This window comes from Mycobacterium sp. NGS24 (assembly GCF_059813065.1).
Genome location: NZ_JCALDW010000001.1, coordinates 462,016 through 486,847, shown reverse-complemented (window position 1 = coordinate 486,847; position 24,832 = coordinate 462,016). Strand labels below are relative to the sequence as shown.

General features: G+C 67.7%; 25 protein-coding genes. 8 read left to right on the top strand and 17 right to left on the bottom strand.

The genetic code is table 11. The features are described 5' to 3' along the window. Positions 1–4: 4 nt before the first annotated feature. Positions 5–1,834 (bottom strand): proteasome ATPase, encoded by a 1,830-nt coding sequence (gene arc, locus AC5Y6Y_RS02240; RefSeq protein ID WP_463824414.1) that lies wholly within the window; start codon positions 1,832–1,834, stop codon positions 5–7. A gap of 283 nt (positions 1,835–2,117) precedes the next feature. Here arc and lppK point away from each other — a divergent pair, with 283 nt between their 5' ends. Together lppK and AC5Y6Y_RS02230 are read left to right on the top strand one after the other, a co-directional pair. Beyond that, positions 2,118–2,732, top strand: coding sequence for a lipoprotein LppK (gene lppK / locus AC5Y6Y_RS02235; protein WP_463824415.1), 615 nt, complete (start codon positions 2,118–2,120; stop codon positions 2,730–2,732). 6 nt (positions 2,733–2,738) lie between these two features. Further along, positions 2,739–3,035, top strand: coding sequence for a DUF503 domain-containing protein (locus AC5Y6Y_RS02230; protein ID WP_463824416.1), 297 nt, complete (start codon positions 2,739–2,741; stop codon positions 3,033–3,035). Between the two features lie 21 nt (positions 3,036–3,056). On the opposite strand, the gene trmI is transcribed toward AC5Y6Y_RS02230, so the two are convergent. Next, on the bottom strand, positions 3,057–3,899 hold the full coding sequence (gene trmI / locus AC5Y6Y_RS02225; protein WP_499929167.1) for a tRNA (adenine(58)-N(1))-methyltransferase TrmI: 843 nt from the start codon (positions 3,897–3,899) through the stop codon (positions 3,057–3,059). 84 nt (positions 3,900–3,983) lie between these two features. Here trmI and AC5Y6Y_RS02220 point away from each other — a divergent pair, with 84 nt between their 5' ends. Beyond that, positions 3,984–4,835, top strand: a complete 852-nt coding sequence (locus tag AC5Y6Y_RS02220) for a RecB family exonuclease (RefSeq protein ID WP_463824418.1) — start codon at positions 3,984–3,986, stop codon at positions 4,833–4,835. Continuing rightward, positions 4,832–5,629: a thioesterase family protein gene (locus tag AC5Y6Y_RS02215; protein ID WP_499923096.1), complete on the top strand. Its 798-nt coding sequence runs from the start codon at positions 4,832–4,834 to the stop codon at positions 5,627–5,629. The genes AC5Y6Y_RS02220 and AC5Y6Y_RS02215 overlap by 4 nt, the downstream gene beginning before the upstream one ends. A gap of 79 nt (positions 5,630–5,708) precedes the next feature. Here the strand turns inward: AC5Y6Y_RS02215 and AC5Y6Y_RS02210 are convergent, their stop codons facing one another. The 5 genes from AC5Y6Y_RS02210 to metH form a co-directional block, all read right to left on the bottom strand. Further along, the gene (locus tag AC5Y6Y_RS02210) at positions 5,709–7,079 is read right to left on the bottom strand and encodes an FAD-containing oxidoreductase (RefSeq protein WP_499929165.1); all 1,371 of its coding nucleotides are present in this window, start codon (positions 7,077–7,079) and stop codon (positions 5,709–5,711) included. Further along, positions 7,076–7,558: a DUF4126 domain-containing protein gene (locus AC5Y6Y_RS02205; RefSeq protein ID WP_499923094.1), complete on the bottom strand. Its 483-nt coding sequence runs from the start codon at positions 7,556–7,558 to the stop codon at positions 7,076–7,078. The genes AC5Y6Y_RS02210 and AC5Y6Y_RS02205 overlap by 4 nt, the downstream gene beginning before the upstream one ends. Positions 7,559–7,664: 106 nt before the next feature. Then, positions 7,665–8,510 carry an ATP phosphoribosyltransferase gene (gene hisG, locus AC5Y6Y_RS02200; protein ID WP_463824422.1) on the bottom strand — a complete coding sequence of 282 codons (846 nt, stop codon included), beginning with the start codon at positions 8,508–8,510 and terminating at the stop codon, positions 7,665–7,667. A 2-nt stretch (positions 8,511–8,512) separates the two neighbouring features. After that, positions 8,513–8,794 (bottom strand): phosphoribosyl-ATP diphosphatase, encoded by a 282-nt coding sequence (locus AC5Y6Y_RS02195; RefSeq protein WP_463824908.1) that lies wholly within the window; start codon positions 8,792–8,794, stop codon positions 8,513–8,515. 73 nt (positions 8,795–8,867) lie between these two features. Next, positions 8,868–12,659: a methionine synthase gene (gene metH, locus AC5Y6Y_RS02190; RefSeq protein ID WP_499929163.1), complete on the bottom strand. Its 3,792-nt coding sequence runs from the start codon at positions 12,657–12,659 to the stop codon at positions 8,868–8,870. 349 nt (positions 12,660–13,008) lie between these two features. Between metH and AC5Y6Y_RS02185 the strand changes: the two genes are divergently transcribed. Beyond that, positions 13,009–13,899: a PAC2 family protein gene (locus AC5Y6Y_RS02185; protein WP_499923091.1), complete on the top strand. Its 891-nt coding sequence runs from the start codon at positions 13,009–13,011 to the stop codon at positions 13,897–13,899. A gap of 2 nt (positions 13,900–13,901) precedes the next feature. Here AC5Y6Y_RS02185 and AC5Y6Y_RS02180 read toward each other — a convergent pair whose 3' ends face one another. From AC5Y6Y_RS02180 to AC5Y6Y_RS02140, 9 genes are all read right to left on the bottom strand, one after another. Further along, positions 13,902–15,080: an FAD-dependent monooxygenase gene (locus AC5Y6Y_RS02180; RefSeq protein ID WP_499929161.1), complete on the bottom strand. Its 1,179-nt coding sequence runs from the start codon at positions 15,078–15,080 to the stop codon at positions 13,902–13,904. 4 nt (positions 15,081–15,084) lie between these two features. Further along, on the bottom strand, positions 15,085–15,987 hold the full coding sequence (locus tag AC5Y6Y_RS02175; RefSeq protein ID WP_499923088.1) for an SDR family oxidoreductase: 903 nt from the start codon (positions 15,985–15,987) through the stop codon (positions 15,085–15,087). A 24-nt stretch (positions 15,988–16,011) separates the two neighbouring features. Next, the gene (gene mshC / locus AC5Y6Y_RS02170) at positions 16,012–17,247 is read right to left on the bottom strand and encodes a cysteine--1-D-myo-inosityl 2-amino-2-deoxy-alpha-D-glucopyranoside ligase (RefSeq protein ID WP_499929159.1); all 1,236 of its coding nucleotides are present in this window, start codon (positions 17,245–17,247) and stop codon (positions 16,012–16,014) included. Between the two features lie 378 nt (positions 17,248–17,625). Further along, the gene (locus AC5Y6Y_RS02165) at positions 17,626–18,414 is read right to left on the bottom strand and encodes a 3'(2'),5'-bisphosphate nucleotidase CysQ (RefSeq protein ID WP_463824428.1); all 789 of its coding nucleotides are present in this window, start codon (positions 18,412–18,414) and stop codon (positions 17,626–17,628) included. Positions 18,415–18,431: 17 nt separating this feature from the next. Then, a complete protein-coding gene (locus tag AC5Y6Y_RS02160; RefSeq protein WP_463824429.1) occupies positions 18,432–19,247 on the bottom strand; it encodes an SCO1664 family protein in 816 nt (271 codons plus the stop codon). After that, a complete protein-coding gene (locus AC5Y6Y_RS02155; protein ID WP_463824430.1) occupies positions 19,231–19,818 on the bottom strand; it encodes a DUF3090 domain-containing protein in 588 nt (195 codons plus the stop codon). The genes AC5Y6Y_RS02160 and AC5Y6Y_RS02155 overlap by 17 nt, the downstream gene beginning before the upstream one ends. A 64-nt stretch (positions 19,819–19,882) precedes the next feature. Beyond that, positions 19,883–20,605, bottom strand: a complete 723-nt coding sequence (locus tag AC5Y6Y_RS02150) for a histidine phosphatase family protein (RefSeq protein ID WP_463824431.1) — start codon at positions 20,603–20,605, stop codon at positions 19,883–19,885. Further along, positions 20,602–21,432, bottom strand: a complete 831-nt coding sequence (locus tag AC5Y6Y_RS02145; RefSeq protein ID WP_499929344.1) for an undecaprenyl-diphosphate phosphatase — start codon at positions 21,430–21,432, stop codon at positions 20,602–20,604. The genes AC5Y6Y_RS02150 and AC5Y6Y_RS02145 overlap by 4 nt, the downstream gene beginning before the upstream one ends. A gap of 63 nt (positions 21,433–21,495) precedes the next feature. Beyond that, positions 21,496–21,798, bottom strand: a complete 303-nt coding sequence (locus AC5Y6Y_RS02140; RefSeq protein WP_463824432.1) for a hypothetical protein — start codon at positions 21,796–21,798, stop codon at positions 21,496–21,498. 157 nt (positions 21,799–21,955) lie between these two features. Here AC5Y6Y_RS02140 and AC5Y6Y_RS02135 point away from each other — a divergent pair, with 157 nt between their 5' ends. The 3 genes from AC5Y6Y_RS02135 to AC5Y6Y_RS02125 are packed head-to-tail and all read left to right on the top strand — an operon-like array spanning position 21,956 to position 24,248. Further along, positions 21,956–22,930 carry a YncE family protein gene (locus AC5Y6Y_RS02135; protein WP_499929342.1) on the top strand — a complete coding sequence of 325 codons (975 nt, stop codon included), beginning with the start codon at positions 21,956–21,958 and terminating at the stop codon, positions 22,928–22,930. Next, positions 22,927–23,169 carry a DUF5703 family protein gene (locus tag AC5Y6Y_RS02130; RefSeq protein ID WP_463824433.1) on the top strand — a complete coding sequence of 81 codons (243 nt, stop codon included), beginning with the start codon at positions 22,927–22,929 and terminating at the stop codon, positions 23,167–23,169. Before AC5Y6Y_RS02135 ends, AC5Y6Y_RS02130 begins: the two co-directional genes overlap by 4 nt. 2 nt (positions 23,170–23,171) lie before the next feature. After that, entirely contained in the window at positions 23,172–24,248 is a 1,077-nt protein-coding gene (locus AC5Y6Y_RS02125) for a quinone-dependent dihydroorotate dehydrogenase (RefSeq protein ID WP_499929340.1), read from the top strand. Here AC5Y6Y_RS02125 and AC5Y6Y_RS02120 read toward each other — a convergent pair. Then, complete coding sequence (locus tag AC5Y6Y_RS02120) at positions 24,245–24,817, bottom strand: alpha/beta hydrolase (RefSeq protein WP_499929157.1); 573 nt, start codon at positions 24,815–24,817, stop codon at positions 24,245–24,247. The two genes, AC5Y6Y_RS02125 and AC5Y6Y_RS02120, sit on opposite strands and share 4 nt — an antisense overlap. Positions 24,818–24,832: the final 15 nt, after the last annotated feature.

Below are 24,832 nucleotides of genomic sequence, written 5' to 3'. Positions count from 1 at the left end.
TGGGCTACAGGTACTGACCCAGGTTCGACTCGGTATCGATGGCCCGCGACGCGCTCGACGACTTGCCGGTGACCAGGGTGCGGATGTAGACGATCCGTTCACCCTTCTTGCCCGAAATCCGCGCCCAGTCATCGGGATTGGTGGTGTTGGGCAAGTCCTCGTTCTCGGCGAACTCGTCGACGATCGAGTCGAGCAGGTGCTGGATGCGCAGACCCGGCTGGCCTGTCTCCAACACCGACTTGATCGCGTTCTTCTTCGCCCGGTCGACGACGTTCTGGATCATTGCCCCGGAGTTGAAGTCCTTGAAGTACATGACTTCCTTGTCACCGTTGGCGTAGGTGACCTCCAGGAACCGGTTGTCATCGATCTCGGCGTACATCCGCTCGACGACCTTCTCGATCATCGCCCGGATGCAGGCACCGCGGTCACCCTCGAACTCGGCGAGGTCGTCGGCGTGCACCGGCAGCGTGTCCACCAGGTACTTGGAGAAGATGTCCTGTGCCGCTTCGGCATCCGGGCGCTCGATCTTGATCTTCACGTCCAGACGGCCGGGCCGCAGGATGGCCGGGTCGATCATGTCCTCACGGTTGGAGGCGCCGATCACGATGACGTTCTCGAGTCCCTCGACACCGTCGATCTCGGACAGCAACTGCGGCACCACGGTGGTCTCGACGTCCGAGGAGACGCCGGTGCCGCGGGTGCGGAAGATCGAGTCCATCTCGTCGAAGAACACGATCACCGGGGTGCCCTCGGAGGCCTTTTCCCGGGCCCGCTGGAAGATCAGCCGGATGTGCCGCTCGGTCTCGCCGACGAACTTGTTGAGCAGTTCGGGGCCCTTGATGTTGAGGAAGTAGGACTTGGCCTCGCGGGCGTCGTCCCCACGCAGGTCCGCCATCTTCTTCGCCAGCGAGTTTGCCACCGCCTTGGCGATCAGGGTCTTACCGCAACCGGGCGGGCCATAGAGCAGCACACCCTTGGGCGGACGCAACGCGTACTCGCGGTACAGATCCTTGTGCAGGAACGGCAACTCGACGGCGTCACGGATCTGCTCGATCTGACGGGTCAGACCACCGATGTCGGAGTAGCTGACATCCGGCACCTCTTCGAGCACCAGGTCCTCGACCTCGGCCTTCGGGATGCGCTCGAACGCGTAGCCGGCTTTGGTGTCGACCAGCAGCGAGTCACCCGGCCGCAGTTTGCGGGGCCGGCTGTCGTCGTTGAGGGCGTCGGGATGCCCTTCGGGCAGGTCCTCAGCGACCAGCGGTTCGGCCAGCCAGACGATGCGTTCCTCGTCAGCGTGGCCGACCACCAACGCCCGGTGCCCGTCGTTGAGCACCTCACGCAGCGTGGAGATCTCACCGACCGATTCGAACGTCCCGACCTCGACCACGGTCAGTGCCTCGTTGAGCCGGACGGTCTGGCCCTTCCGCATCGACGAGGTGTCGATGTTCGGCGAGCACGTCAGACGCATCTTGCGACCCGAGGTGAACACGTCGACGGTCTCGTCCTCGTGCGTGCCGAGTAGCACGCCGTAACCGCTGGGCGGCTGCCCCAACCGGTCCACTTCTTCGCGCAGCGCCAGCAGTTGTTGGCGAGCCTCTTTAAGAGTTTCCATTAATTTGGAATTGCGCGCGGCGAGTGAGTCGATACGGGCTTCGAGTTGATGGACGTCGCGGGCCGTGCGCGTGGAGCTCTGATGGGCCGCTACGTTGTCCAGTTGCTCGCGCAGCACTGCTGCTTCACGACGCAACTGTTCCAACTCGGCAGCATCTTCGCTGGACAGGGGGATATCGCGGGGGTTCTTGAATGCTTCAGAACGCTCTGAGTCACCCATGTTGCGCTCCTTTCCCGCACCAGGAATGGCGTGGCGGATACATCTAAGCTACCGGCCAACCGCGAATGATGTGCGCAGTCAAATGCCCTTGAAAAGTTACAAGTTGGGTCACGCTGGTAATCTCGGGTTCTACTCGGGCCGCGCGAAAGGACTTCTGTGACGACGAAATCCCTAGCCACAGGCATTCTTATCGATGCGACGACAGGCTGCGCAAGCCCGGATGTGACTTACGTTTCATTCCGCTGGTTACCCACTTATCGGCGATAACCGCGCCCGCAAACGAATGTCCCGCAACGTCCGCGTAACACTGAGCGCCGCCCTCGTCACAGCGGCGGTCGCGATAGCCGGCTGTTCGCATGACACCGCAAAGAATATGGGCGCCAACGATTCGTCGCTGCCTGCTGCCTCGTCGAGCGCACCGGCCGCCCCGCCAACCGCTCCCCTGCCCGCGCCCGAAGCTCTCAGCGACATCCTGGTTCGGCTTGCCGATCCAGCCGTGCCTGGTGCCGAGAAGTTGAATCTTGTTCAGGGCTCCGGTCCGGATACCGTCGGCGCCTTGGACCGTTTCACCACCGCCGCACGTGACGGCGGCTACCTGCCGATGACGTTCGTCGCCAACAACATCGCCTGGTCAAGTCAGAACCCGTCGAACGCGATGGCCACCGTCGTGGTCACCACCGCCAACCCGCAGCACCGCGAGTTCACCTTCCCGATGGAGTTCACCCCGTTCCAGGGCGGATGGCAGCTGTCACGCAAGACCGCGGAGATGCTGTTGGCCATGCAGAATGCGGGAACGCTGCCCCCGACGTCGCCGCCGCCGCCCGGGCCTCCCCCGGTACCCGGCTCAGACCCCAGCCCGGCACCCGCGCCGCCCGCCAGCCCGTCGCCGACGCCGTAGCGCACCGTGTGGATCGGCTGGCTGGAATTCGATCTGCTGTTGGGTGATGTGCACTCCCTCAAGCAGAAACGCTCGGTGATCCGCCCGGTCGTCGCCGAACTGCACCGCAAGTTCAGCGTGTCCGCCGCCGAGACCGGGTCACAGGATCTGCATCGTCGCGCGGGGATCGGGTTGGCGGTGGTGTCGGCCGATCGGGCGCATGCGCTCGACGTTCTCGACCGGGCCGAACGGCTGGTCGCGGCACACCCGGAATTCGAGCTGCTCTCGGCGCGCAGAGGATTGCACCGCAGCGACGACGACTAGGCCAGCTCGGTCTGTTGCCGATCAGCCGTCGCGACCCTCGCGCTTGCGACCCAGCGGCATCGGCGCAACCGTGCCGGGCGCCAAGCGGCGCATCGCGATCAGGAAGGCGGTGTGCCCGCGCATCGTGTGTTGTGGCCGCACCGCCAACCCGACCACATTCCAGCCGCGCTGCAACGTCTCCCAGGACCGCGGTTCGGTCCAGCACTGTTGGGCGCGCACCGCCTCCACCGTCTTGGAGAGCTGGGTGACGGTGGCGACGTAGATCACCAGCACGCCGCCGGCGACCACCAGTCGCGACACCGCATCGAGCACGTCCCACGGCGCCAGCATGTCCAGCACCGCGCGGTCGAAGGATCCGTCGGGCAAGTCGGAATCGGCGAGGTCACCGAGGATCAATTGCCAGTTGTCCGGCAGCTCGCCGTAGTAGCTGCCGACATTGCGCCGGGCGTGTTCGGCGTGGTCGGCGCGCTGCTCGTAGGACACGACCTGCCCTCGGGGGCCGACCGCCCGCAACAGCGACAGGGTGAGGGCACCGGAACCGGCGCCGGCTTCCAGCACCCGCGCGCCGGGAAAGATGTCGCCCTCGTGCACGATCTGGGCGGCGTCTTTGGGGTAGATCACCTGCGGTCCGCGCGGCATGGACATGACGTAGTCGACCAGCAGCGGGCGGAGCACCAGGAACAGCGCGCCGTTGCTGGACTTGACCACGCTGCCCTGCTCCAGTCCGATGATCGTGTCGTGGGCGATGCGGCCGCGATGAGTGTGGAATTCGCTGCCCGGCGTGAGCGTGATGGTGTAGTGGCGGCCCTTGGCGTCGGTGAGCTGGACGCGCTCGCCGACAGTGAACGGACTGGTGGCTGACACGCCGTCCAGCGTGCCAGTCGACTCGCCGACCACGTTTATCGGGGTTGACCACGATTTGTCGTAGGCCGGTCATAAGCTGCGAATATGACCAATCAGCTGGCGGCTGCCCCGCCGGTTGCGCACAGCTCGCGGCCGGCGTTGTCCCCGTCGCGGGCTGCGGACTTCAAGCAGTGCCCGCTGCTGTACCGGTTCCGGGCGATCGACCGGCTACCGGAGGCGCCGTCCACACCCCAGCTGCGCGGGTCCTTGGTGCACGCCGCCTTGGAGCGGCTGTACGGCTTACCCGCCGGGCAGCGCGATCCGCAGACCGCCAGCGCTTTGGTCGAGCCGGCGTGGGAGCAGGTGCTGGCCCGCGAGCCGGACCTGCTCGCCGGACTGGAACCCGATCAGCGGACCCAGCTGCTCGACGAGGCGCGGGCGCTGCTGGCGGGCTACTACCGGCTCGAGGATCCGACCCGTTTCGACCCGCAGTGCTGCGAGCAGCGGGTCGAGGTCGAACTGGCCGACGGCACCTTGCTGCGCGGCTACATCGACCGGATCGACGTCGCTGCCACCGGTGAGCTGCGCGTGGTCGACTACAAAACCGGCAAGGCGCCGCCGGAAGCGCGCGCCCTGGCCGAATTCAAGGCCATGTTCCAGATGAAGTTCTATGCGGTGGCGTTGTTTCGCTCGCGTGGCGTGCTGCCTACCCGGCTGCGGCTGATCTACCTCGCCGACGGTCAACTGCTGGACTACACGCCGGACCGTGACGAACTGCTGCGATTCGAGAAGACACTGATGGCGATGTGGCGCGCGATCCAAGCTGCCGGCCAGACAGGCGATTTCCGGCCCAGCCCATCGCGGTTGTGCAACTGGTGTGCCCACCAGGTGCACTGCCCAGCCTTCGGTGGCACCCCGCCGCCCTACCCGGGCTGGCCGACCGAACCGGCGGCATGAGCGGCAGCTTTTACCGCCGTCTACCCCGACTCGGCGACGGCGATGAACGGTTTGAATCGACGGAATTCACGCGCAGCAACTGGGGGCCGGACCTGCAGCACGGGTCTCCGCCGATGGCGCTGCTGACCAAGCTGGTGGAAGAACTCTCGGCGGGATCGGGCTTGCGAATCGGCCGACTCAGCCTAGACATTCTGGGCGCAATCCCGGTCGCCCCGGTGCGTGCCCGCGCCTGGATGCAGCGGCCGGGATCGCGGGTGGCGATGATGTCGGCTGAGATGCACGTCGACCGGACGGATGGCTCCACCCGCGCCGTCGCGCGCCTGTCCGCGTGGTTGATCGCGGTATCCGACACCGCCGACGCCGCCTCGGACCGCTATCCGCCGGTACCAGAAGGTCCCGCCCAGCCCGTCCCGGACGTATTCGCCGATGCCGGGGGCTATTTCGATGCGATCACCTGGCGCCCGCAGCGCGTGGACGACGGCGCCGAGGCGCTGTCCTGGTTCAGTCCGATCGTGCACATCGTCGACGCCGAGGAGACGACGGCCCTGCAGCGCCTCGCCGCCGTGGTGGACTGCGCGAACGGGGTCGGCAAAATTCTGGATCCGGGCGAATTCGCGTTCATGAACACCGACACAGTGGTGCATCTGCATCGACTGCCCGTCGGCAACGACTTCGCGCTACGTGCCCGCGCGTCCGTCGGCCCGGACGGCGCCGGGGTGACCACGGGCGAGATCTTCGATACCGCGGGATTCATCGGCACCTCCGCGCAGACGCTGTTGATCCAACGGCGATAGCGCAGCGGCGCAGGCGCTGGCCTCTCTCAGCCACCGGCGGCGCGGGCCGTGCGGTGCCGGGATCTGACCTGCAGGGCCCCTAGTCCAGCGCCGTCAACTCCTGCAGCACCGTGGGAATCAGTTCGCTGACCGTCGGATGGATGTGCATGGTGCGCGACAGCGTGGTGTACGGCGCTTTGGCTGACATGACGTCCAAGACGCAGTGCACGGCCTCGTCGCCGCCGACACCGAAGATCGCCGCGCCCAAGATCTCGTCGGTGTCGGCGTCGACCACGATCTTCATGAACCCCTGTGTCTCACCCTTTTCCACGGCCCGGCCGACCCGCGTCATCGGCCGCTTGCCGACCAGCACCGTGCGGCCCGAGTCGCGGGCCTGCCGGACGGTCATACCGGCGCGCCCCAGCGGCGGGTCGATGTAGAGGGCGTAGGTGGTGATGCGATCGCTGACCTTGCGGGAGTCGTCATCGAGCAGGTTGGCGGCTACGATCTCGAAGTCGTTGTAGGAGGTGTGGGTGAAAGCACCCTTGCCGTTGCAGTCCCCCAGCGCCCAGATGTGGTCGATGTTGGTCTTGAGTTGGTCGTCGACTTCGATGTAGCCGCGCGCGTCGGTCTGCACACCGGCCGCGTCTAGGCCGAGTTCGTCGGTGTTGGGCTGGCGGCCCACCGCAATCAGTAGGTGAGTCCCCGCGATCGCATCGGCACCGGCACTCGGCGTGAGTTCAAATCCGTTGTCGCGCTTACTGACTCGTACACCGTCGGCGCCGGTGACGACGATGATGCCTTCAGCTTCCAGGATCTCGCGGATGGTCGCCGACACGTCTTCGTCCTCACGGGCGGCCAACCGCGGCCCCCGCTCGACGACGGTCACCCGGGCACCGAAGCGGCGGTACATCTGCGCGAACTCCAGCGCGATGTAACTACCGCCGACGATCACGAGATGCTCGGGCACCGTGTCGAGGTCGAGCACCGAAACATTGGTCAGATAGTCGACTTCCGCCAGGCCGGGGATGGCCGGCACCACCGCGCGGCCGCCGACGTTGAGGTAGATCCGGTCGGCGCGCAGCAGTTCGTTCCCGACCCGCACGGTGTGCGGATCCTCGAATCGTGCGTGTCCGCGGAAGACGGTGCAGCCCTTCATGCCGTCCAACCAGGATTCGACGCCGTGGCGGTCCTTGAGCATGATGTCGTCTTTGCGGGCCTTGACCTTGCCCATGTCGATGGTGACCGGTCCGGTCCCGACCCCGTAATCCGCGCCACGCCGCGCCAGGTGCGCGGCATGGGCGCTGGCCACCAGGGTCTTGGTGGGGATGCAGCCGTAGTTGACGCAGGTGCCGCCGACGTGCTGGCGCTCGATGACTGCGACCCGCTGTCCGGCGGCGGTCAGCCGCCCGGCCAACGGCGGTCCGGCCTGGCCGGCGCCGATGACGATCGCGTCGAACGTCTGCGTCACAAAGCCGCCGCGACAGCGACGATGGCGAACGCGCCCAGCACGGCAACCGCGTCTTCGAGCAGGGCGATCGGCAGGTCGTGGCCGCCGTTCTTGGCCACCAGCGCGCGCCGGGCCTGGTAGCCGCCGATGGTGCCGAGCACGGCCCCGACGATGCCGGCCCCCAGAGCCGCCCACTTGTGCCCCCACGCGGTGCCGAGGACCGCGCCGGCGAACCCGCCGGTGATCAGCCGGACCGCGAACACCGGTGTCGCGGTGCGTGGCGGCGTCTTGGGCAGTTTGTCGTTGACCAGCTCGGCGACTGCCAGCAGGCTCAGGATCACCACGGTCACCAGGTTGCCGACCCAGGCAGCCCAGGTTCCGGTCAGGTTGAGCCAGCTCAGCGCCACCGCCCAGGCGACCGCAGCAGGCGCCGTCAGGGATCGCAGACCCGCCACGACACCGATGAGCATGGCCAGCAGCAGGACAGTAACTTGCGTCACAGCAATCCCTCCTGGGACAGACGTAGCGCCTGGACACGGCGGCCGGACTTCCGTGGATGCACGGGTTCCAGCGGGACGCTAGCACAGCTAATGTCCGGGCAGCGGGTCAGAATCTGCAGAACCTGATGTCTGAGGCCAGGATCGCCTTGGCCCCGATCACGGCCAGCTGGTCCATGATTCCGTTGACGTCGCGGCGCGGCACCAGCGCGCGGACCGCGACCCACTGCGGGTCGGCCAGCGGGGCGATGGTCGGCGACTCCAGACCCGGGGTGATCGCGGTCGCCTTGTCCAGCACCGAGCGCGGGCAGTCGTAGTCGAGCATCAGGTACTGCTGACCGAACACCACGCCCTGCACCCGGGCGATCAATTGGTCACTGGCAGCGCCGGATTGGCTGTCTGCGCGTTCGATCAGCACCGCTTCCGAATCGCACAGCGGCTCACCGAAAGCCACCAGATCATGCAGGCTCAGGGTGCGTCCGGAGCCCACCACATCGGCGATGGCGTCGGCAACCCCCAGTTGCACGGAAATCTCCACGGCGCCATCGAGTCTGATGACAGTGGCATCAATGCCTTTGTCGGCTAGATCTTTTCGCACCAAATTGGGGTAGGCGGTGGCGATGCGCTTACCCGCCAGATCCGCCGTCGTCCAATCCAAGCCGGCCGGGCCGGCATAGCGGAACCTCGACGACCCGAAGCCCAGCGCCAGCCGTTCCCGCACCGGCGCGTCGGAGTCCAGCGCCAAATCGCGTCCGGTGATGCCGAAGTCGAGTTCCCCGGAACCGACGTAGATGGCGATGTCCTTGGGCCGCAGGAAGAAGAATTCGACGTTGTTGGCGGGATCGATGACGGTCAGGTCTTTGGGATCGGTGCGTCGGCGGTAGCCGGCCTCAGACAGGATCTCGGCGGCCGGTTCGCTCAAAGCGCCTTTGTTGGGTACCGCCACGCGCAGCATGCTCACAGCTTCCGGTAGACGTCATCGAGGGACAGGCCGCGCGCGATCATCAATACCTGCGTCCAGTACAGCAACTGGCTGATCTCTTCGGCCAGCGCCGCATCGGGTTCGTGCTCGGCAGCCAGCCACACCTCGCCGGCCTCCTCCAAGATCTTTTTGCCCAGCGCGTGCACGCCGGCGTCCAGCGCTGCCACGGTGGCGCTGCCCGCCGGCCGGGTGCGGGCGCGTTCGCCGAGTTCGGCGAACAGATCTTCGAAGGTCTTCACGGCCAGCGATTGTTCCACGTCCGTGCCGAACAGACGCAAAAGCACCCGATACGCCGGGTTTAAGGGCGCTTTTGCGTCTGCTCGCCCAAGTTCAGTCCTCCGGGTTGTAGCCGAGATTGGGGGCCAGCCAGCGCTCGGCTTCCCGCAGGGTCCAACCCTTGCGCTTGGCGTAGTCGGCGACCTGGTCCTGGGCCATCCGGCCGACCACGAAATACTGCGACTGCGGGTGGGAGAAATACCAGCCGCTGACCGCGGCACCGGGCCACATCGCCATCGACTCGGTGAGTTCGATGCCGGTGCGTTCTTTGACGTCCATCAGCTTCCACAGCGTCACCTTCTCGGTGTGCTCCGGGCAGGCCGGGTAACCGGGGGCGGGCCGAATGCCCTGGTACTTCTCGCTGATGAGCGCCTCGTTGTCCAGGTGCTCATCCGGCTGGTATCCCCAGAATTCCTCGCGGACCCGCTGGTGCATCCGTTCGGCGAACGCCTCGGCGAGGCGGTCGGCGATCGACTCCAGCAGGATCGCGCTGTAGTCGTCGAGAGCCTCTTTGAACTCCATGATCTTTTCCTGGCCGCCCAGCCCGGAGGTGACGGCGAAGGCACCGACATAGTCGCGCAGGCCCGTTTCCTTCGGGGCGATGAAGTCGCCCAGCGACCGGTTGGGGATGCCGTCGCGGTGCTCACCCTGCTGACGCAGATTGTGCAAAGTGGTCAACACCTCGGTACGGGTGTCGTCGGTGTAGACCTCGACGTCGTCCCCGACTGCATTCGCCGGGAAAAAGCCGATCACCCCGTTGGCGGTCAGCCACTTCTCCTTGATCAGGGTGTCAAGCATCTGTTGCGCATCGTCGTAGAGCTTGCGGGCCGCCTCACCCGAGGCCGGGTTGTTGAGGATGTCGGGGAACCGGCCCTTCATCTCCCAGGCGTTGAAGAACGGCTGCCAGTCGATGTATTCGCGCAGCTCGGCGAGGTCGTAATCGAGAAACTCGCGGACCCCGAGGCCCGCGGCGGGTACCGGCGGCGTGTAACCGTCCCAGTCGATCGGCGTCCGGTTGGCGCGGGCCTTCTCCAGGGTCAGCGTCGGGCGCTCGTTCTTCTGGGCGTGCCGTTCGCGCAGCGATGCGTAGTCCTTTTCGGTGGCTTCCAACAGGGCCGGTCGCTGCTTGTCGTCGAGCAGCGCGGCGGCGACCGGCACCGACCGGGAGGCGTCCTTGACCCAGACCACCGGTCCACTGCGACGCGGTGAGACCTTGACCGCCGTGTGCGCGCGCGAGGTGGTCGCACCACCGATCAGCAGCGGGATCTCCAGCCCCTCGCGTTCCATCTCGACGGCGAAGTTGACCATCTCGTCCAGCGACGGGGTGATCAATCCGGACAGCCCGATGATGTCGGCGTCGTGCTCCTTCGCCGCGGCCAGGATCTTCTCGGCGGGCACCATCACCCCGAGGTCGATCACTTCGAAGTTGTTGCACTGCAACACGACTCCGACGATGTTCTTACCGATGTCGTGCACGTCACCCTTGACGGTCGCCATCACGATGGTGCCGTTGGTGTCCTTGCCGGCTTTTCCATCCTGGGCGGCCCCGGAGTCCGCTTTCTCCTGCTCGATGAACGGCAGCAGGTAGGCCACGGCCTTCTTCATCACCCGGGCCGACTTCACCACCTGGGGCAGAAACATCTTGCCTGCGCCGAACAGGTCGCCGACGACGTTCATGCCGTCCATCAGCGGGCCCTCGATCACCTCGATCGGGCGACCACCTGCCGCGGCGATCTCGGCACGCAGCTCTTCGGTGTCGTCGTCGACGTTGGCGTCGATACCTTTGACCAGGGCGTGCGTGATCCGCTCGCGCACCGGCAGGCTGCGCCATTCAGCGGCCTTCGGGTCTTCGGACTTCTCCGTCTTGTTGAACCGCTCGGCGATCTCCAGCAGCCGCTCGGCGGCGTCCTCGCGACGGTTCAGCACGACGTCTTCGATCCGGTCCCGCAGCTCGGGATCAATCGAGTCATACGGCACCAGGGCGCCGGCGTTGACGATGCCCATGTCCAGGCCGGCCTTGATGGCGTGGAACAGGAACACCGCGTGGATCGCCTCGCGCACGGGATTGTTGCCGCGGAACGAGAACGACACGTTCGAGATGCCGCCAGAGATGTGCACCCCGGGCAGGTTCTCTTTGATCCAGGCGCATGCCTCGATGAAGTCGATGCCGTAGGTCGCGTGCTCCTCGATGCCGGTGGCCAGCGCGAAGCAGTTCGGGTCGAAGATGATGTCTTCGGCCGGGAAGCCGACCTCTTCGGTCAGGATCCGGTAGGCGCGCCCGCAGATTTCCTTGCGACGCTCGAGGTTGTCGGCCTGCCCCTGTTCGTCGAAGGCCATCACGACGACGGCCGCGCCGTACTTGCGGCACAACCGTGCCTCGCGGATGAACTTCTCCTCGCCCTCCTTCATGGAGATCGAGTTGACGATCGGCTTGCCCTGCACGTTTTTCAGGCCGGCCTCGATGACCTCCCACTTGGAGGAGTCGATCATCACCGGCACGCGGCTGATGTCCGGTTCGGCGGCGATCAGCTTGGTGAACCGGTCCATCGCGGCGACGCCGTCGATCATGCCCTCGTCCATGTTGATGTCGATGACCTGCGCACCGACCTCGACCTGCTGCAGGGCGACCGACAGGGCGGTGTCGTAGTCCTCGGCCTTGATCAGGTTGCGGAACCGGGCCGAGCCGGTGATGTTGGTGCGCTCACCGATGTTGACGAACAGGGAATCGTCGGTGATGTTGAGCGGCTCCAACCCGGACAGCCTCGTGGCCACCGGGAGCTGCGGCACCTCACGCGGGGATTTCCCCTCGACCACCTTGGCGATCTCGGCGATGTGCGGCGGCGCCGTCCCACAGCAGCCACCGACCAGGTTGACCAGCCCGGCCTCGGCGAACTCGGCGATGTAGGAGGCCTGGCGCTCCGGGGACTCGTCGTATTCGCCGAAGGCGTTGGGCAGGCCGGCGTTCGGGTAACAGGAGACGAACGTGTCCGCGATCCGCGACACCTCGGCGATGTAGGGCCGCATCTCCGGCGCACCCAGGGCGCAGTTGAGGCCGACCGCGATGGGCCTGGCGTGCCTGATCGCGTTCCAGAACGCCTCGGTGACCTGCCCGGATAAGGTCCGCCCAGAGGCATCGGTGATGGTGCCCGAGATGATCAGCGGCCAGCGGCGACCACGTTCCTCGAACAGTGTCTCGACCGCGAACACCGCCGCCTTGGCGTTCAGCGAGTCGAAGATCGTCTCGATCATGAGCAGGTCGGCACCGCCGTCGACCAGGCCGTTGGCCGATTCGAGGTAGGCGGCCACCAGCTGGTCGTAGGAGACGTTGCGGGCGCCGGGGTCGTTGACGTCCGGCGAGATCGACGCGGTGCGCGTCGTCGGGCCGATGGCACCAGCCACGTAGCGGGGCTTGTCCGGCGTGCTGAACTCGTCAGCGGCTTTGCGGGCCAGCGCCGCACCGGCGTAGTTCAGCTCATAACTCAGGTCCGCCATGTCATAGTCGGCGAGCGAGATCGCGTTCGCGTTGAAGGTGTTGGTCTCCAGGATGTCGGCGCCCGCCTCGAGGTACTCGCGGTGGATGCCCTCGATGATCTGCGGTTGGGTCAGCGTGAGCAGGTCGTTATTGCCCTGCAGAGCGGTCGGCCACTCGGTGAACCGGTCGCCGCGATATCCGGCCTCGTCCGGGCGGTCGCGCTGAATCGCCGTGCCCATCGCGCCGTCGATCACCAGGATCCGCTGGCGCAGGGCGGCCGCCAGCTCGTCGGTGCAGTCCGGGCGGATGTTCGGCTCGAAAATGTTCGACGCGGCGTTGTTCGACTGAGCGGCGTTCACGTACGTTCCTTCCACAGCGGAAGGCGTCCTTGAGATCTGCCGAGCGTGGCGGATGGCCGGTGCTGACCCCGGACTCCGTTGCAACGCCTCTCGACCCGGCAAGTCTACGTCGGTCTTCCGACATCTGGACGCCCAGCTAGACCCGACCCGGATCTTATCGGCAATGTCGTTGTCACCAGGGTCAACCAGCTCACCGTCGCAGCTATTTCCGCCACGAGCGTCCTCACAAAGCCGGTCTGAGGGCTGATTTGCCGCACATGTGGAGGCGCTCAGCGCAGCAGGACATCCTCGCTTCAGGCGATCGGTCCCGGCGCACCGCACGTCCGGATCGGTATGGCACCCGCAACGCCGTTAGGCTGACTGGATGACACTTCCCGACGGTGACCAGGACGGCGGCGACACGCTGCCGCGCCTGCAGAACACCGTCGTGGTGGCGGCGTTCGAAGGCTGGAACGACGCCGGTGACGCGGCCAGCGACGCGGTGGCTCACCTGTTCGACATCTGGGACGCCGCTCCCATCGTCGAGATCGACGACGAGGCCTACTACGACTACCAGGTCAACCGGCCGGTGATCCGCCAGGTCGACGGCGTCACCCGGGAGCTGGAATGGCCGGCGATGCGGATTTCGCACTGCCGCCCCCCTGACAGCGACCGCGACGTCGTGCTGATGTCCGGGGTCGAGCCGAACATGCGGTGGCGCACCTTCTGCGACGAACTGCTGGCGGTGATCGACAAGCTCAACGTCGACACCGTGGTGATCCTCGGCGCCCTACTGGCCGACACGCCGCACACCCGGCCGGTGCCGGTCTCGGGGGCGGCATATTCGTCGGAGTCGGCGAGGCTGTTCGGCTTGGAGGAAACCCGCTACGAGGGGCCCACCGGCATCGCCGGCGTCTTCCAGTACGCCTGCGTCGCGGCCGGTATCCCGGCCGTCACGTTCTGGGCGGCGGTGCCGCACTACGTGTCCCACCCGCCCAATCCGAAAGCGACGGTGGCGCTGCTGCACCGCGTCGAGGAGGTGCTCGACGTCGAGGTGCCACTGGCCGACCTGCCCGCGCAGGCCGAAGCGTGGGAGCAGGAGATCACCGAGATGGCCTCCGACGACCAGGAACTGGCCGAATACGTGCAGTCGCTCGAACAGCACGGCGACGCCGCCGTGGACGTCAACGAGGCGCTCGGCCAGATCGACGGCGACGCGCTGGCCGCCGAATTCGAGCGGTATTTGAAGCGGCGCCGGCCGGGGTTCGGGCGCTAGCCTCAGTCGGGCTCAGTCGTGCCCCGGCGCAGCATCGCGACGACGGTCGTCGGTTCGCCGGCCAGCGCTGTGGAGATGAACCGGTTGATCAGTGGGCGTGCGGTGAACCGCAACGCAACGCGACGCGAGGTCGGCAGCGTCCAGCAGCCGGTATCGCGGGTGACCTTCTGTTTATCCTCAACCACCCACCGCCACAGCTTCTCGTAGAAGTCCAGCGCCCGCTCAACCGTGGAGGTGGTGCGCAGCTGCTCGGCCAGCACGTAGGCCCCGGCCACCGCCAGCGACGGGCCGTGCGGGGCAAGCGGTGAGACCGCGGCGGCAGCATCACCGATCAGCACCACGCGGCTCTTGCTCCAGCGGGGCATGATGACCTGAGCGGCCGCCTGGTAGTAGATCTGCTCCGACGGTGGGCAACGGTCCAGAATCGCCGGCACCAACCACCCCATCCCGGCAAACTTCTCCCGGACGACGCCGCGCGGGTCGTCGGCCAGCGTCGGGTCGGCAGCGGCGAATGTCCCGCACACTGCGGCGCGACCGTCCGGAAGGAAGAAGGTGTCCAGCTGACGTTCGAGGGTGTCGGTCAGGACGATCTGCTCGACGTCGGCCTGACGGCCGATGTCGGTGGCGTCGCACACGAAAGCGGCGCAGTGAAATCCGAGATAGCGCAGGTAATCCGACTCGGCCCCGAACACCATCGCCCGCACCGTCGAGTGAATGCCGTCGGCGCCGATCAGCAGATCTGCCACCAGCTGCTCCCCGCTGTCCAGCGTCACCGAGATGCCGTCGTCGTTGTCGGTCACCGCGGACAGCGAGGTGCCCAAACGCACGTCGACGGCCTCGGGCAGATTGCCGCGCAACACGCTGGTCAAGTCGGCCCGCAACATGCTGGACACCCGGCCGCCGAGCGCCTTGGCGATCTGGTTGTACGGCAGGTCGGCCCGCCGGCGACCCTGCTCATCGACCAGCGTGGCCTCGTCGATGCGGTAGGAGACGTCTTTGACGGCGGGCAGCACGCCGATCGCCTCGGCGGCCTCGTATCCGGCGCCATAGAAGTCGATCAGGTAGCCCCGCTCGTCAGGCTCGGGCGTTCGTTCCAGCAAGACGACGTCGGCGCCCAGGCTCGACATGCGCTCTGCCGCGGCCAGCCCGGCGATGCCGGCACCGCAAATGATGACCTTCACGGCGTCATGGATTCGGCGGTTTCTCCAGACCCTGCGTGTAGGCGCTGGTGTAACGCCCGAGCGCGGCGACCTGCTCGTCCATCTTGGGCACCACCTCGACCGCGGCCCGGCTGGTCGGCAGGGTGCCGAGCCGGGTGGTCAACACCGGCTTGAGCCACCGGAATCCCGCGACCCACTCCGGGCAGTAGATGTGGTCCTTGCGGCCTTCGATGCCTTTGACGAACGCCGTGGCGCACTTGTCGACCGAGGTCGTCTTGTTCAGCGGGAACGGCAATTTGGCGAGCAGTTCGCCGAACGCGGGCAGATCGCCCTTGGTGTCGCGGACCAGCGCGGTGTCGATCCACGACATGTGCGCCGAACCGACGGCGACGCCGAGCGGCGCGACCTCCAGGCGCAACGCGTTGGCCAGATGTTCGTTGCCGGCCTTGGACATGTCATAGGCGGCCATCCCCGGCGCGGCGGCGAACGCCGCCAGCGACGAGACGACCAGCACGTACCCGCGGCGGTCGATGATGGCCGGCAGGGCGGCGCGCACGGTGTAGAAGACGCCGAGCAGGTTGACGTCGATCACCCGCTTGAAGGCCTCCGGGTCGATGTTGAGCACCGACCCGTAACTGGCGATGCCGGCGTTGGCCATGACCACGTCGATGCCGCCGAACTTCTCGACTCCCTGAGCGACGGCCGCCTGCATCGCCGGCAGGTCCCGCACGTCGGCGACCACGGTCAGCACCCGCTCGTCCCCGCCGAGTTCGCTCGCGATCGTCGTCAGCTCTTCTTCACCCAGATCGGTGAGCACGAGCTTGGCGCCTTTGCGGTGCAGGCGACGGGCGACTTCCGCGCCGATCCCCCGCCCGGCGCCCGTGATGAGAACGACTTTGTCCTGCACTGTGCCCTGCACCCGAGTCATGGCCGAAAACGTACCATCGCGGACTTACAGGTCCACTCCCAGCAGGGCGTCCACCGCGGTCGCCACCAATCCTGGCGCCGCCTCGTCGTGACCGCCGTAGTCGAGCGCGTCGGTGGTCCAACCATCAAGTGCAGCAACCGCTTTGGGGGTGTCGAGGTCGTCGGCCAGGTAGCGGCGCACCCGGGCCAGCACGTCGGCGGCGTCGGGCCCGGCGGGCAGCACGGTCGCCGAGCGCCAACGGTTCAGGCGACTCTCTGCTTCGTCGAGCACCGCCTGGCTCCAATATCGGTCGGCACGGTAATGGCCGGCCAGCAGGCCCAACCGCACCGCAGAGGGGTTGACCCCCTGGGTTCGCAACTTCGAGACCAGCACCAGGTTGCCGCGGCTCTTGGACATCTTGTGCCCGTCCCAGCCGATCATCCCGGCGTGCACGTAGTGGCGCGCGAATCTGCGTTCACCGGTCACGCATTCGGCGTGCGCGGCGGTGAACTCGTGGTGCGGGAAGATCAGATCGCTGCCGCCACCCTGGATGTCGAGTTCGCTGCCGATGCGGCTCAGGGCGATCGCCGCGCACTCGACGTGCCAGCCCGGGCGGCCCGGCCCGAACGGCGAGGGCCAGGACGGCTCGCCGGGCCTCACCGCGCGCCACAGCAGCGCGTCGAGTTCGTCGGTCTTGCCGGGGCGGTGCGGGTCGCCACCACGCTGTTCGAACAGCTCCAGCATGGTGTCGCGGTCGTAGCCGGACTCGTAGCCGAACTGCAGGGTGGCGTCGGCGCGGTAGTAGACGTCGGGGTACTCGCCCTCCACGACGTAGGCCGCGCCGGCGGCCACCATCTTCTCGACGAGTTCCACGACCTCGGCGACCGCTTCGGTGGCTGCGACATAGTCGTGCGGCGGCAGGACCCGCAGCGCGGTCATGTCCTGCCGGAACAGCTCGGTCTCCCGGTCGCCGAGATCGCGCCAGTTGACGCCGTCGCGGTCGGCGCGCTCGAACAGCGGGTCGTCGACGTCGGTGATGTTCTGGACGTAGTGCACATCGTGGCCCAGGTCGAGCCACAGCCGGTGGATCAGGTCGAAGGCGAGGTAGGTGGCGGCGTGGCCCAGATGCGTGGCGTCATAGGGCGTGATGCCGCACACGTACATGGACGCTTTCGGGCCGGGGGTTACCGGTCGGACCTGACGGTCGGCGGTGTCATAGAGCCGCAGCTCGGGGCCGCGTCCCGGCAGGGCCGGGACCGGCGGAGAAGACCACGACCGCATGGCTCGTACTTTAGGCGTGGCGACGATGCAGCCCACGCAGCGGGCTGAGAAGGAGGCGCGCAATCAGACCCCGCGTGGCGACGATGCAGCCCGCGCAGCGGGCTGAGAAGAAGGCGCGCAATCAGACCCCGCGTGGCGACGATGCAGCCCACGCAGCGGGCTGAGAAGAAGGCGCGAAATCAGACCCGCCGGACGATGCAGCCGTTCATGAGCAGCGCGGGCCGGCAATTGAGTGTGAAGACACGGATTTCAGAGTGAGCTGAGGGCGCTACTTTCGCGATTCTGCCGCACTGCGCTCACACTCAACGCCGTCGGCTCACACTCAACGCCGTCGGCTCACACTCAACGCCGTCGGCTCGCCCGGTGACCGAACCGGGGTCACCACCACGACTGGCGGATCGCGTCCAGCAGGATCGGCGCCACCTCGCTGCGGCACATCAGCAGATCCGGCAGGTAGGGGTCCAGCTGGTTGTACAGCAACGGCGAGCCGTCCAGGCGCGAGGCGTGCATCCCGGCGGCCAGCACCACACCGGCCGGCGCGGCCGAATCCCACTCCCACTGCCCGCCGGCGTGCACGTAGGCGTCGGCCACCCCGTCGATGACCGCCATTGCCTTGGCGCCCGCCGACCCGATCCGCACCAGCTCGATGTCGATGAGCTGACGCATGCGGTAGAGGATGGCCGGCGGGCGGGTGGCGCTCGCAGCGATGCGGATGACGTCGGGAACGCCGACGGGCGCGGCATCCGCGGTGACGGTGTCCGTGCGGTACACGATGTTGCCGCGCGCCGGCAGCGACACCGCGGCGTCGGTGATTTGATGCCTGCCATTGGACGGGCGTTGCCACAGCGCGATGTGCACCGCCCAGTCGTCGCGGCCCCGCATGGAGAACTCGCGGGTGCCGTCCAGCGGGTCGATGATCCACACCCGGTCGGATTTCAGCCGGACCAGGTCGTCGTGAGCTTCCTCACTGAGCACTGCGTCCTCGGGCCGCGCAACCGCAAGGCGACGCAAGATCAGGGAGTTCGCCCGGCGGTCGCCGGCATCGCCCAGCTCCCAGGGGTAGTCGAAACCGACCTCGTCGCGCACCTTGAGCAGCAGCTTTCCCGCGTCGACGGCCAGCTCCGCGGCCAGCGCGGCGTCCGTCAGGTCGCTCGCGGCCGGGTTCACCGCCCCAGTATCGCCGGTCAGAACGCCGGCCACGGAATCGGGCGGTGCCGGTTCGGGCTGGGCATCACCGGATCGTCCAGCAACGCGTGCGCGCGGCGGGTCAGCGCCGCGATCTCTGCGGTGGTGATCCGGCCCCGCAGCTCGGCGGCCAGCGGGCCGCGCAGCGCGTCGACCAGCCCGGCGACCGCTTCCAGCGTCGGTTCGTCGATCGGCTTGCCGGCCCACCCCCACAGCACGGTGCGCAGCTTGTCCTGCACGTGCAGGCTCACGCCGTGGTCGACCCCGTAGACGTTGTCGTCCAGTCCGTGCAGGACGTGGCCGCCCTTGCGGTCGGCGTTGTTGACCAGGATGTCGAAGACCGCCATGCGCCGCAGTCGCGCGTCGTCTGCGTGCATCAGCACCACCTCGTCACCGGCATAGTCGTAGGCCCGCAGCACCGGCAGGTAACCGGGCTCCGGTTTGCCGGTGGGAAACAGATCCACCAGGTCGGGGCCGGGCCGCGGATCGGAGTCGGCGGCATCGCCGGGCTGCTGCACCCACAGCTGCAGCATGCCGGGACCGGCGGGCCCGTCGCGAATGATGGTGTGCGGCACAATGTTCCACCCCAGCGCCTGCGATACCAGATAGGCCCCGAGTTCGCGGCCGGCCAACGTGCCGTCGGGAAAGTCCCACAGGGGTTGCTCCCCGGCGACCGGCTTGTAGACGCAGTGCACGGCCACCGAACCCAGCGCTGCCTCGCAGAGGAAGGTGGCGTTGCTCGCCGAGCGTATCCGGCCGAGGACTGTCAGTTCGCCGTCCCGCAGCGCCTCGCGTTCGTCAGACCTCGGGTTCATCGGTGGACCCGAAGAGCGCGTCGCGCCGGTAGCCGTTGGTGCGTGCGCAGATGTGTCCCTCGGGATCCAGCGGTTCATCGCACAACGGGCACGGCGGACGGCCGGCCGAGATGACGCGGTTGGACCGGGTCGCGAACTGGCGGGCCGACTCCGGGGTCAGAAACACCCGCACCGCATCGGGACCTTCGTCGGTGTCGTCGAGCACCACTGAAGCGTCGAACTCTGCATCAGTGACAGCCAGCAGCTCGACCACCACGGTCTGCGCCTCGGAATCCCAGCCCAGCCCCATCGTCCCGACCCGGAATTCGGCGTCCACCGGCATGGTCAATGGGCTCAGGTCGTCGACCTCGGTGGGTTCGGGGGGCACCGGCGTGCCGAAGCGCCGATTGACCTCGAGCAGCAGCGCGCCGATCCGTTCGGCCAGCACCGCGACCTGCTGTTTTTCCAGCACCACCGACACCACTCGGGAGTCGTGCTCCGCCTGGATGTAGAAGGTGCGGTTTCCGGGCTGCCCGACGGTCCCGGCCACGAAGCGGTCGGGTGTACGGAATACGTGAATTGCGCGGGCCATGGCTCTTCCAAAATACCGTGCAGGTCTGGTCGCTGTGCGACTCGTATTCCCAGGGCGCGCCCCGCTAACCGGTGGAGCCACCCACCACGGCGTCGCTGGAAGCCACTTCGCCGTCCGACGCCTCCGCGGGTTTTTCCTCCGGCTGAGCTGGAGGCGCCGCGTGCAGGCCGGCCGACAGCCGCGCCCCGGTGTGATTGACGTGCAACACAAACGGGCGCAGCGGCGAGTAGCGCACCACGCTCACCGACGCCGGATCAGCGTTGACGCGCTGGAAGCTGTCCAGGTGCATCCCGTAGGCGTCGGCGATCACCGCTTTGATGACGTCGCCATGGGTGCAGGCCACCCACAGCGCGTCACCGCCGTGCTGCTCGCCGAGGCGGCGGTCGTGCTCCCGGATGGCAGCCACCGCGCGAGCCTGGACCTGTGCCAGGCCTTCCCCGCCCGGAAACACCGCCGCGCTGGGATGGGCCTGCACCACCCGCCACAGCGGCTCGCTGACCAGCTCGCCGATCTTGCGGCCGGTCCATTCGCCGTAGTCGACTTCGGCGATCCGGTCCTCGACCAGCGGCTCCAGACACAGCGCCTCAGCCAGCGGCTCCACGGTACGACGGCACCGCAGCAGCGGCGAAGTCACCACCGCTTGGATCGACAGATCACCGATCCGATCGACCAGCCCGGCGGCCTGCTGGCGTCCCTTGTCGTCGAGGTCGACGCCCTCGGAGCGGCCGGCCAGGGTCCCCGCTGTGTTCGACGTGGACCGGCCGTGACGCACCAGCAGCACGGTCATGTCGCCGCGACCGTCCCGGTCGCCAGCAGGATCAGCACTGCGCCACCGACCAGCACCCGATACCCGACGAACCAGTACATGTTGTGCCGCACCAGAAAACGCAGGAACCACGACACCGCGGCCAGGCCGATCCCGAACGCGATCAGGGTCGATGCCAGCAGCTGTGGGCCGGTGGCGCTCATCCCTTCGGTGACCGGGTGGAAAGCGTCGGGCAGCGAGAACAGGCCGGAGGCGAGCACCGCCGGGATGGCCAGCAGGAAACCGAAGCGGGCGGCCAGTTCGCGTTCCAGCCCCAGGAACAACCCGGCGCTGATGGTCGCCCCGGAGCGCGACACACCCGGTACCAGCGCCAGGCACTGCGCGCCGCCCACGATGACGGCGTCACGCCAGTTCAGACGTTCCATGTCGCGTCGTTGCCGGCCCAGATATTCGGCCAGCGCGATCACCGCCGAGAACACCACCAGCGCCGCGGCCACCACCCACAGATTGCGCACGCCGGACCGGATCAGATCTTTGAACAGCAGGCCCAGCACGCAGATCGGGATGGTGCCGATGATGACGTACCAGCCCAGCCGGTAGTCGGCGTCGCGCTGAGACTTCACGATCAGCCCGTTGAACCACGAACGCAGGATGCGCACGATGTCGCGCCCGAAGTAGAGCAGAACCGCGGCCTCGGTCCCCAGTTGGCTGACCGCGGTGAACGACGCACCGGCGTCCCCGCTGAAGAACACCCGCGACACTATCGCCAGATGCCCCGAGGACGAGACCGGCAGAAACTCCGTGAGTCCCTGCACCACGGAAAGGACGACGACTTGTCCCCAGGACATGGGCACGACGGCGGACACGACGACGACCGTACCTGGTTGAGGGTGGAGCTTGCGGAGACCGGTTCAGCGCGCGACGGGTACCGCGTGGGCGACGGAGTCGCGTACCGCGGCGGCTAGGCTGCGTTCATCGGTGAGGTCGATGTCGCGGACGCTGCGCACAGCGCGCGCCACCACGTCTTCATCCTGCGGAACGGGTCCCGAGAGGCGGGGCCGGTAGATTTCAACGACGAGCGCATGGTGCTCGATGTGGAAGGAGAAGCTGCGGCCATCCCCGACCTGTCCATACCCGCTGGCGAAGATTCCAGCGCTGATGTCCTCGAAAACAAACTCATGGTTTGCAATATGCCGGTCAACGATGACGGTCATACGGGCAGAATACCCCCGCCGTACCGTTTCACACCGCCAAAATGACGGAATTGAGCGCGGTGCCGTTCCTTCGACAAGCCAGGGTTGCCGCCGACGTCGCGGGAGTGGTCGGTTGAGGTCACCGAATCGGTGCGCGGTGGCGCTGCTGACGCTGCTGATGCTGGTGGCTGGGTGTTCGTCGGATGGGCTGACGGCCGCGCCACCCACCATCCAACCCGCCGGTCCCGCGGTGGCGCCGCCCGCTGCGAATCCGGCCGGCACGGTGCGACCACTCGGGGGGCACCCGCAACGCGCCGTATTCGACGCCGGCACCCGCCAGTTGGTGGTCCTGTCCTCCGGCCCCGACCCGGCCGCACCCGCCAGCATCGCCCTGATCGGCGCGCAGGCCGCACCGCGCGAGATCCCACTGCCCGGACCCGCGACCGCGTTGGCCGGCGACGGGCGCGGGACGGCCTACCTGGCGACCTCGGGCGGTTACCTGACCGTCGATCTGGCGCGCGGCACCAGCACCGCGGTGCGCGTCGCCGAGCGGGTGGATTTCACCGCGATCGCGCGGCGTGCCGACGGCAGGCTGGTGTTGGGCAGCGCCGACGGCGCGGTATACACGCTCGACGGCGACGTACTCCCAAAAAACATCGCCAACCGCACCAAGATCTTCGCGCGCGTCGATGCGCTTGCGACACAAGGCGATACGACCGTTGTGCTGGACTGCGGGCAGACCTCGGTGACGTCGATCGGCGCCGACGGCCGCGCCGAGCAGGCGCTGCGGGCCGGGGAGGGGGCGACGACGCTCACCGTCGACCCGGCGGGCCGGGTGCTGGTCGCCGACACCCGCGGCGGCCTGCTGCTGGTGTACGGCGTGAACCCGCTGATCCTGCGTCAGGCGTTCCCGGTGCGCCGGGCGCCCTACGGTCTGGTCGGGTCCAACACCTTGGCGTGGGTGTCCCAGACGGCGTCCAACGAGGTCGTTGGTTACGATCTGAGCACCGGAATCCCCGTGGAAAAGGTGCGTTACCCAACCGTGCAGCAACCGAACTCGCTGGCCTTCGACGAGGCGTCGGACACCTTGTATGTGGTGTCCGCGTCCGGTGCGGGAGTTCAGGTCATCGAGCACGCGGCGGGCCGGCAGTGACGGCGCCGCGGTGGAGCCGACTGCCCGCCGGGTGGGAAGCGGACATGTCCGACGAGTACGAGTGGGCCCCGCTGCGGCTGCCGCCGGATGTCACCCGGCTCAGCGCGTCCACCCGGCTGTCGATCGAGGCGGAGTACCGCGGCTGGGAGCTGACCCGGGTGCGGCTCTACACCGATGGCAGCAGGCGGGTATTGTTGCGGCGCAAGAAGATTCGTGTAACCGAACCGTCGGAACCGTGAGCGTGTACGGTCTGCTGCGTGGCGTGCTGTTCCAGGTGCCGGCCGAACGCGTGCACACCCTGGTCTTTGCTGCGCTGCGCGGTGCCACCGCCGGCGGGCCGGCCCGCCGCGCGCTGAGCCGGAGACTGGCCCCGACGGATCCGATCCTGGCCAGCACCGTGTTCGGGGTGCGTTTTCCGGCGCCCCTGGGGTTGGCGGCCGGCTTCGACAAGGACGGGACCGGCCTGTCAGTCTGGGGCGCAATGGGTTTCGGGTACGCCGAGATCGGCACCGTCACCGCCCACGCGCAGCCCGGCAATCCGACTCCGCGGTTGTTCCGGCTGCCCGAGGATCGCGCCCTGCTCAACCGGATGGGCTTCAACAACCACGGCGCCGGCGCGCTGGCCGCGCGGCTGGCCCAGTGGGTGCCCGAGGTGCCGCTCGGGGTGAACATCGGCAAGACCAAGACCGCCGCCGACGCGGTGGAAGACTACCGGGCCAGCGCCCGGCTGTTGGCGCCGCTGGCGTCGTATCTGGTGGTCAACGTCAGTTCGCCAAACACACCGGGCCTGCGTGATCTGCAGGCGGTGGAGTCCCTGCGGCCGGTGCTCTCGGCCGTGCTGGCCGAAGCCCCCACGACGCCGGTGCTGGTCAAGATCGCTCCCGACCTCGCCGATGCCGAAATCGACGACATCGCCGATCTGGCCGTGGAGTTGGGTCTGGCGGGCATCGTGGCCACCAACACCACTGTGTCGCGGGACGGCCTGCGCACGCCCGGCGTCGACGAGTTGGGCCCCGGCGGCATCTCCGGGCCGCCGGTGGCGCGACGCGCTGTGGCGGTGCTGCGCCGACTGTATGCGCGTGTCGGGGATCGGTTGGCGCTGATCAGCGTGGGCGGCATTGAGACCGCTGACGACGCCTGGGAGCGCATCGTGTCCGGAGCCTCGCTGCTGCAGGGTTACACCGGCTTCGTCTACGGAGGAGGCCTGTGGGCCAAGGACATTCACGACGGCCTCGCCCAGCGGTTGCGCGACGGCGGCTTCCGCGGGCTGGGTGACGCCGTCGGATCCGCGGTCGGCAGAGAGACACCGCCGGGTTAGCTCAACTGGTCGGCGATGAAATCGGCGGTGCGCGAGTGCCATTCGCGCCAATGCCGGATCATGTGGTGGCCGACCCCCTCGATGCCCACCCACTGGGCGTCCACCCCGCGCTGCCGGGCGCGCTGCGTCTGCGCACGGGAGATCTGCGGGTCGGTGCGAGTATCCGCGCTGCCGTGCACCACCAGCAGCCGCGTACCGACCGGGATCAGATCGCCCTTGTCGCCATGCCACCACGGCGCCAAGGCCACCACCGCATCGATGCCACCCTCAGCGGCCAGGTGCGCCGCGACCCGCCCGCCCATCGAATGTCCAACCAGCACAACCTTTTCCGGCTCGCAGCGGGCGCGGAGCAGACGGAGCACGGTCCGGGCGTCACCTACCGGATCCTGGCGTGGGCTGTTCCACCCCCGCAGCCGGTAGCGCACCAGAACCACTTTGACACCGCGTCCGAGCCGACGCCGCAGGGCGTAGACGAGGAAAGCCATCCGCAACCCGGCCGGCTGCCACCACCGAAACGTTTGCTCGCTGCGGACCTGCCCACCCGGCAGCACCAGCACGCAGCCGCGCATCGAGCGTGCCCGGCG

Bases quoted from the DNA above. Each gene is read 5' to 3' on its own strand.
- arc (WP_463824414.1), bottom strand. From the start codon at position 1,834: ATGGGTGACTCAGAGCGTTCTGAAGCATTCAAGAACCCCCGCGATATC.
- lppK (WP_463824415.1), top strand. From the start codon at position 2,118: ATGTCCCGCAACGTCCGCGTAACACTGAGCGCCGCCCTCGTCACAGCG.
- AC5Y6Y_RS02220 (WP_463824418.1), top strand. From the start codon at position 3,984: ATGACCAATCAGCTGGCGGCTGCCCCGCCGGTTGCGCACAGCTCGCGG.
- AC5Y6Y_RS02215 (WP_499923096.1), top strand. From the start codon at position 4,832: ATGAGCGGCAGCTTTTACCGCCGTCTACCCCGACTCGGCGACGGCGAT.
- hisG (WP_463824422.1), bottom strand. From the start codon at position 8,510: ATGCTGCGCGTGGCGGTACCCAACAAAGGCGCTTTGAGCGAACCGGCC.
- AC5Y6Y_RS02185 (WP_499923091.1), top strand. From the start codon at position 13,009: ATGACACTTCCCGACGGTGACCAGGACGGCGGCGACACGCTGCCGCGC.
- AC5Y6Y_RS02175 (WP_499923088.1), bottom strand. From the start codon at position 15,987: ATGACTCGGGTGCAGGGCACAGTGCAGGACAAAGTCGTTCTCATCACG.
- mshC (WP_499929159.1), bottom strand. From the start codon at position 17,247: ATGCGGTCGTGGTCTTCTCCGCCGGTCCCGGCCCTGCCGGGACGCGGC.
- AC5Y6Y_RS02160 (WP_463824429.1), bottom strand. From the start codon at position 19,247: ATGAACCCGAGGTCTGACGAACGCGAGGCGCTGCGGGACGGCGAACTG.
- AC5Y6Y_RS02155 (WP_463824430.1), bottom strand. From the start codon at position 19,818: ATGGCCCGCGCAATTCACGTATTCCGTACACCCGACCGCTTCGTGGCC.
- AC5Y6Y_RS02150 (WP_463824431.1), bottom strand. From the start codon at position 20,605: ATGACCGTGCTGCTGGTGCGTCACGGCCGGTCCACGTCGAACACAGCG.
- AC5Y6Y_RS02145 (WP_499929344.1), bottom strand. From the start codon at position 21,432: ATGTCCTGGGGACAAGTCGTCGTCCTTTCCGTGGTGCAGGGACTCACG.
- AC5Y6Y_RS02140 (WP_463824432.1), bottom strand. From the start codon at position 21,798: ATGACCGTCATCGTTGACCGGCATATTGCAAACCATGAGTTTGTTTTC.
- AC5Y6Y_RS02135 (WP_499929342.1), top strand. From the start codon at position 21,956: ATGCTGGTGGCTGGGTGTTCGTCGGATGGGCTGACGGCCGCGCCACCC.
- AC5Y6Y_RS02120 (WP_499929157.1), bottom strand. From the start codon at position 24,817: ATGCGCGGCTGCGTGCTGGTGCTGCCGGGTGGGCAGGTCCGCAGCGAG.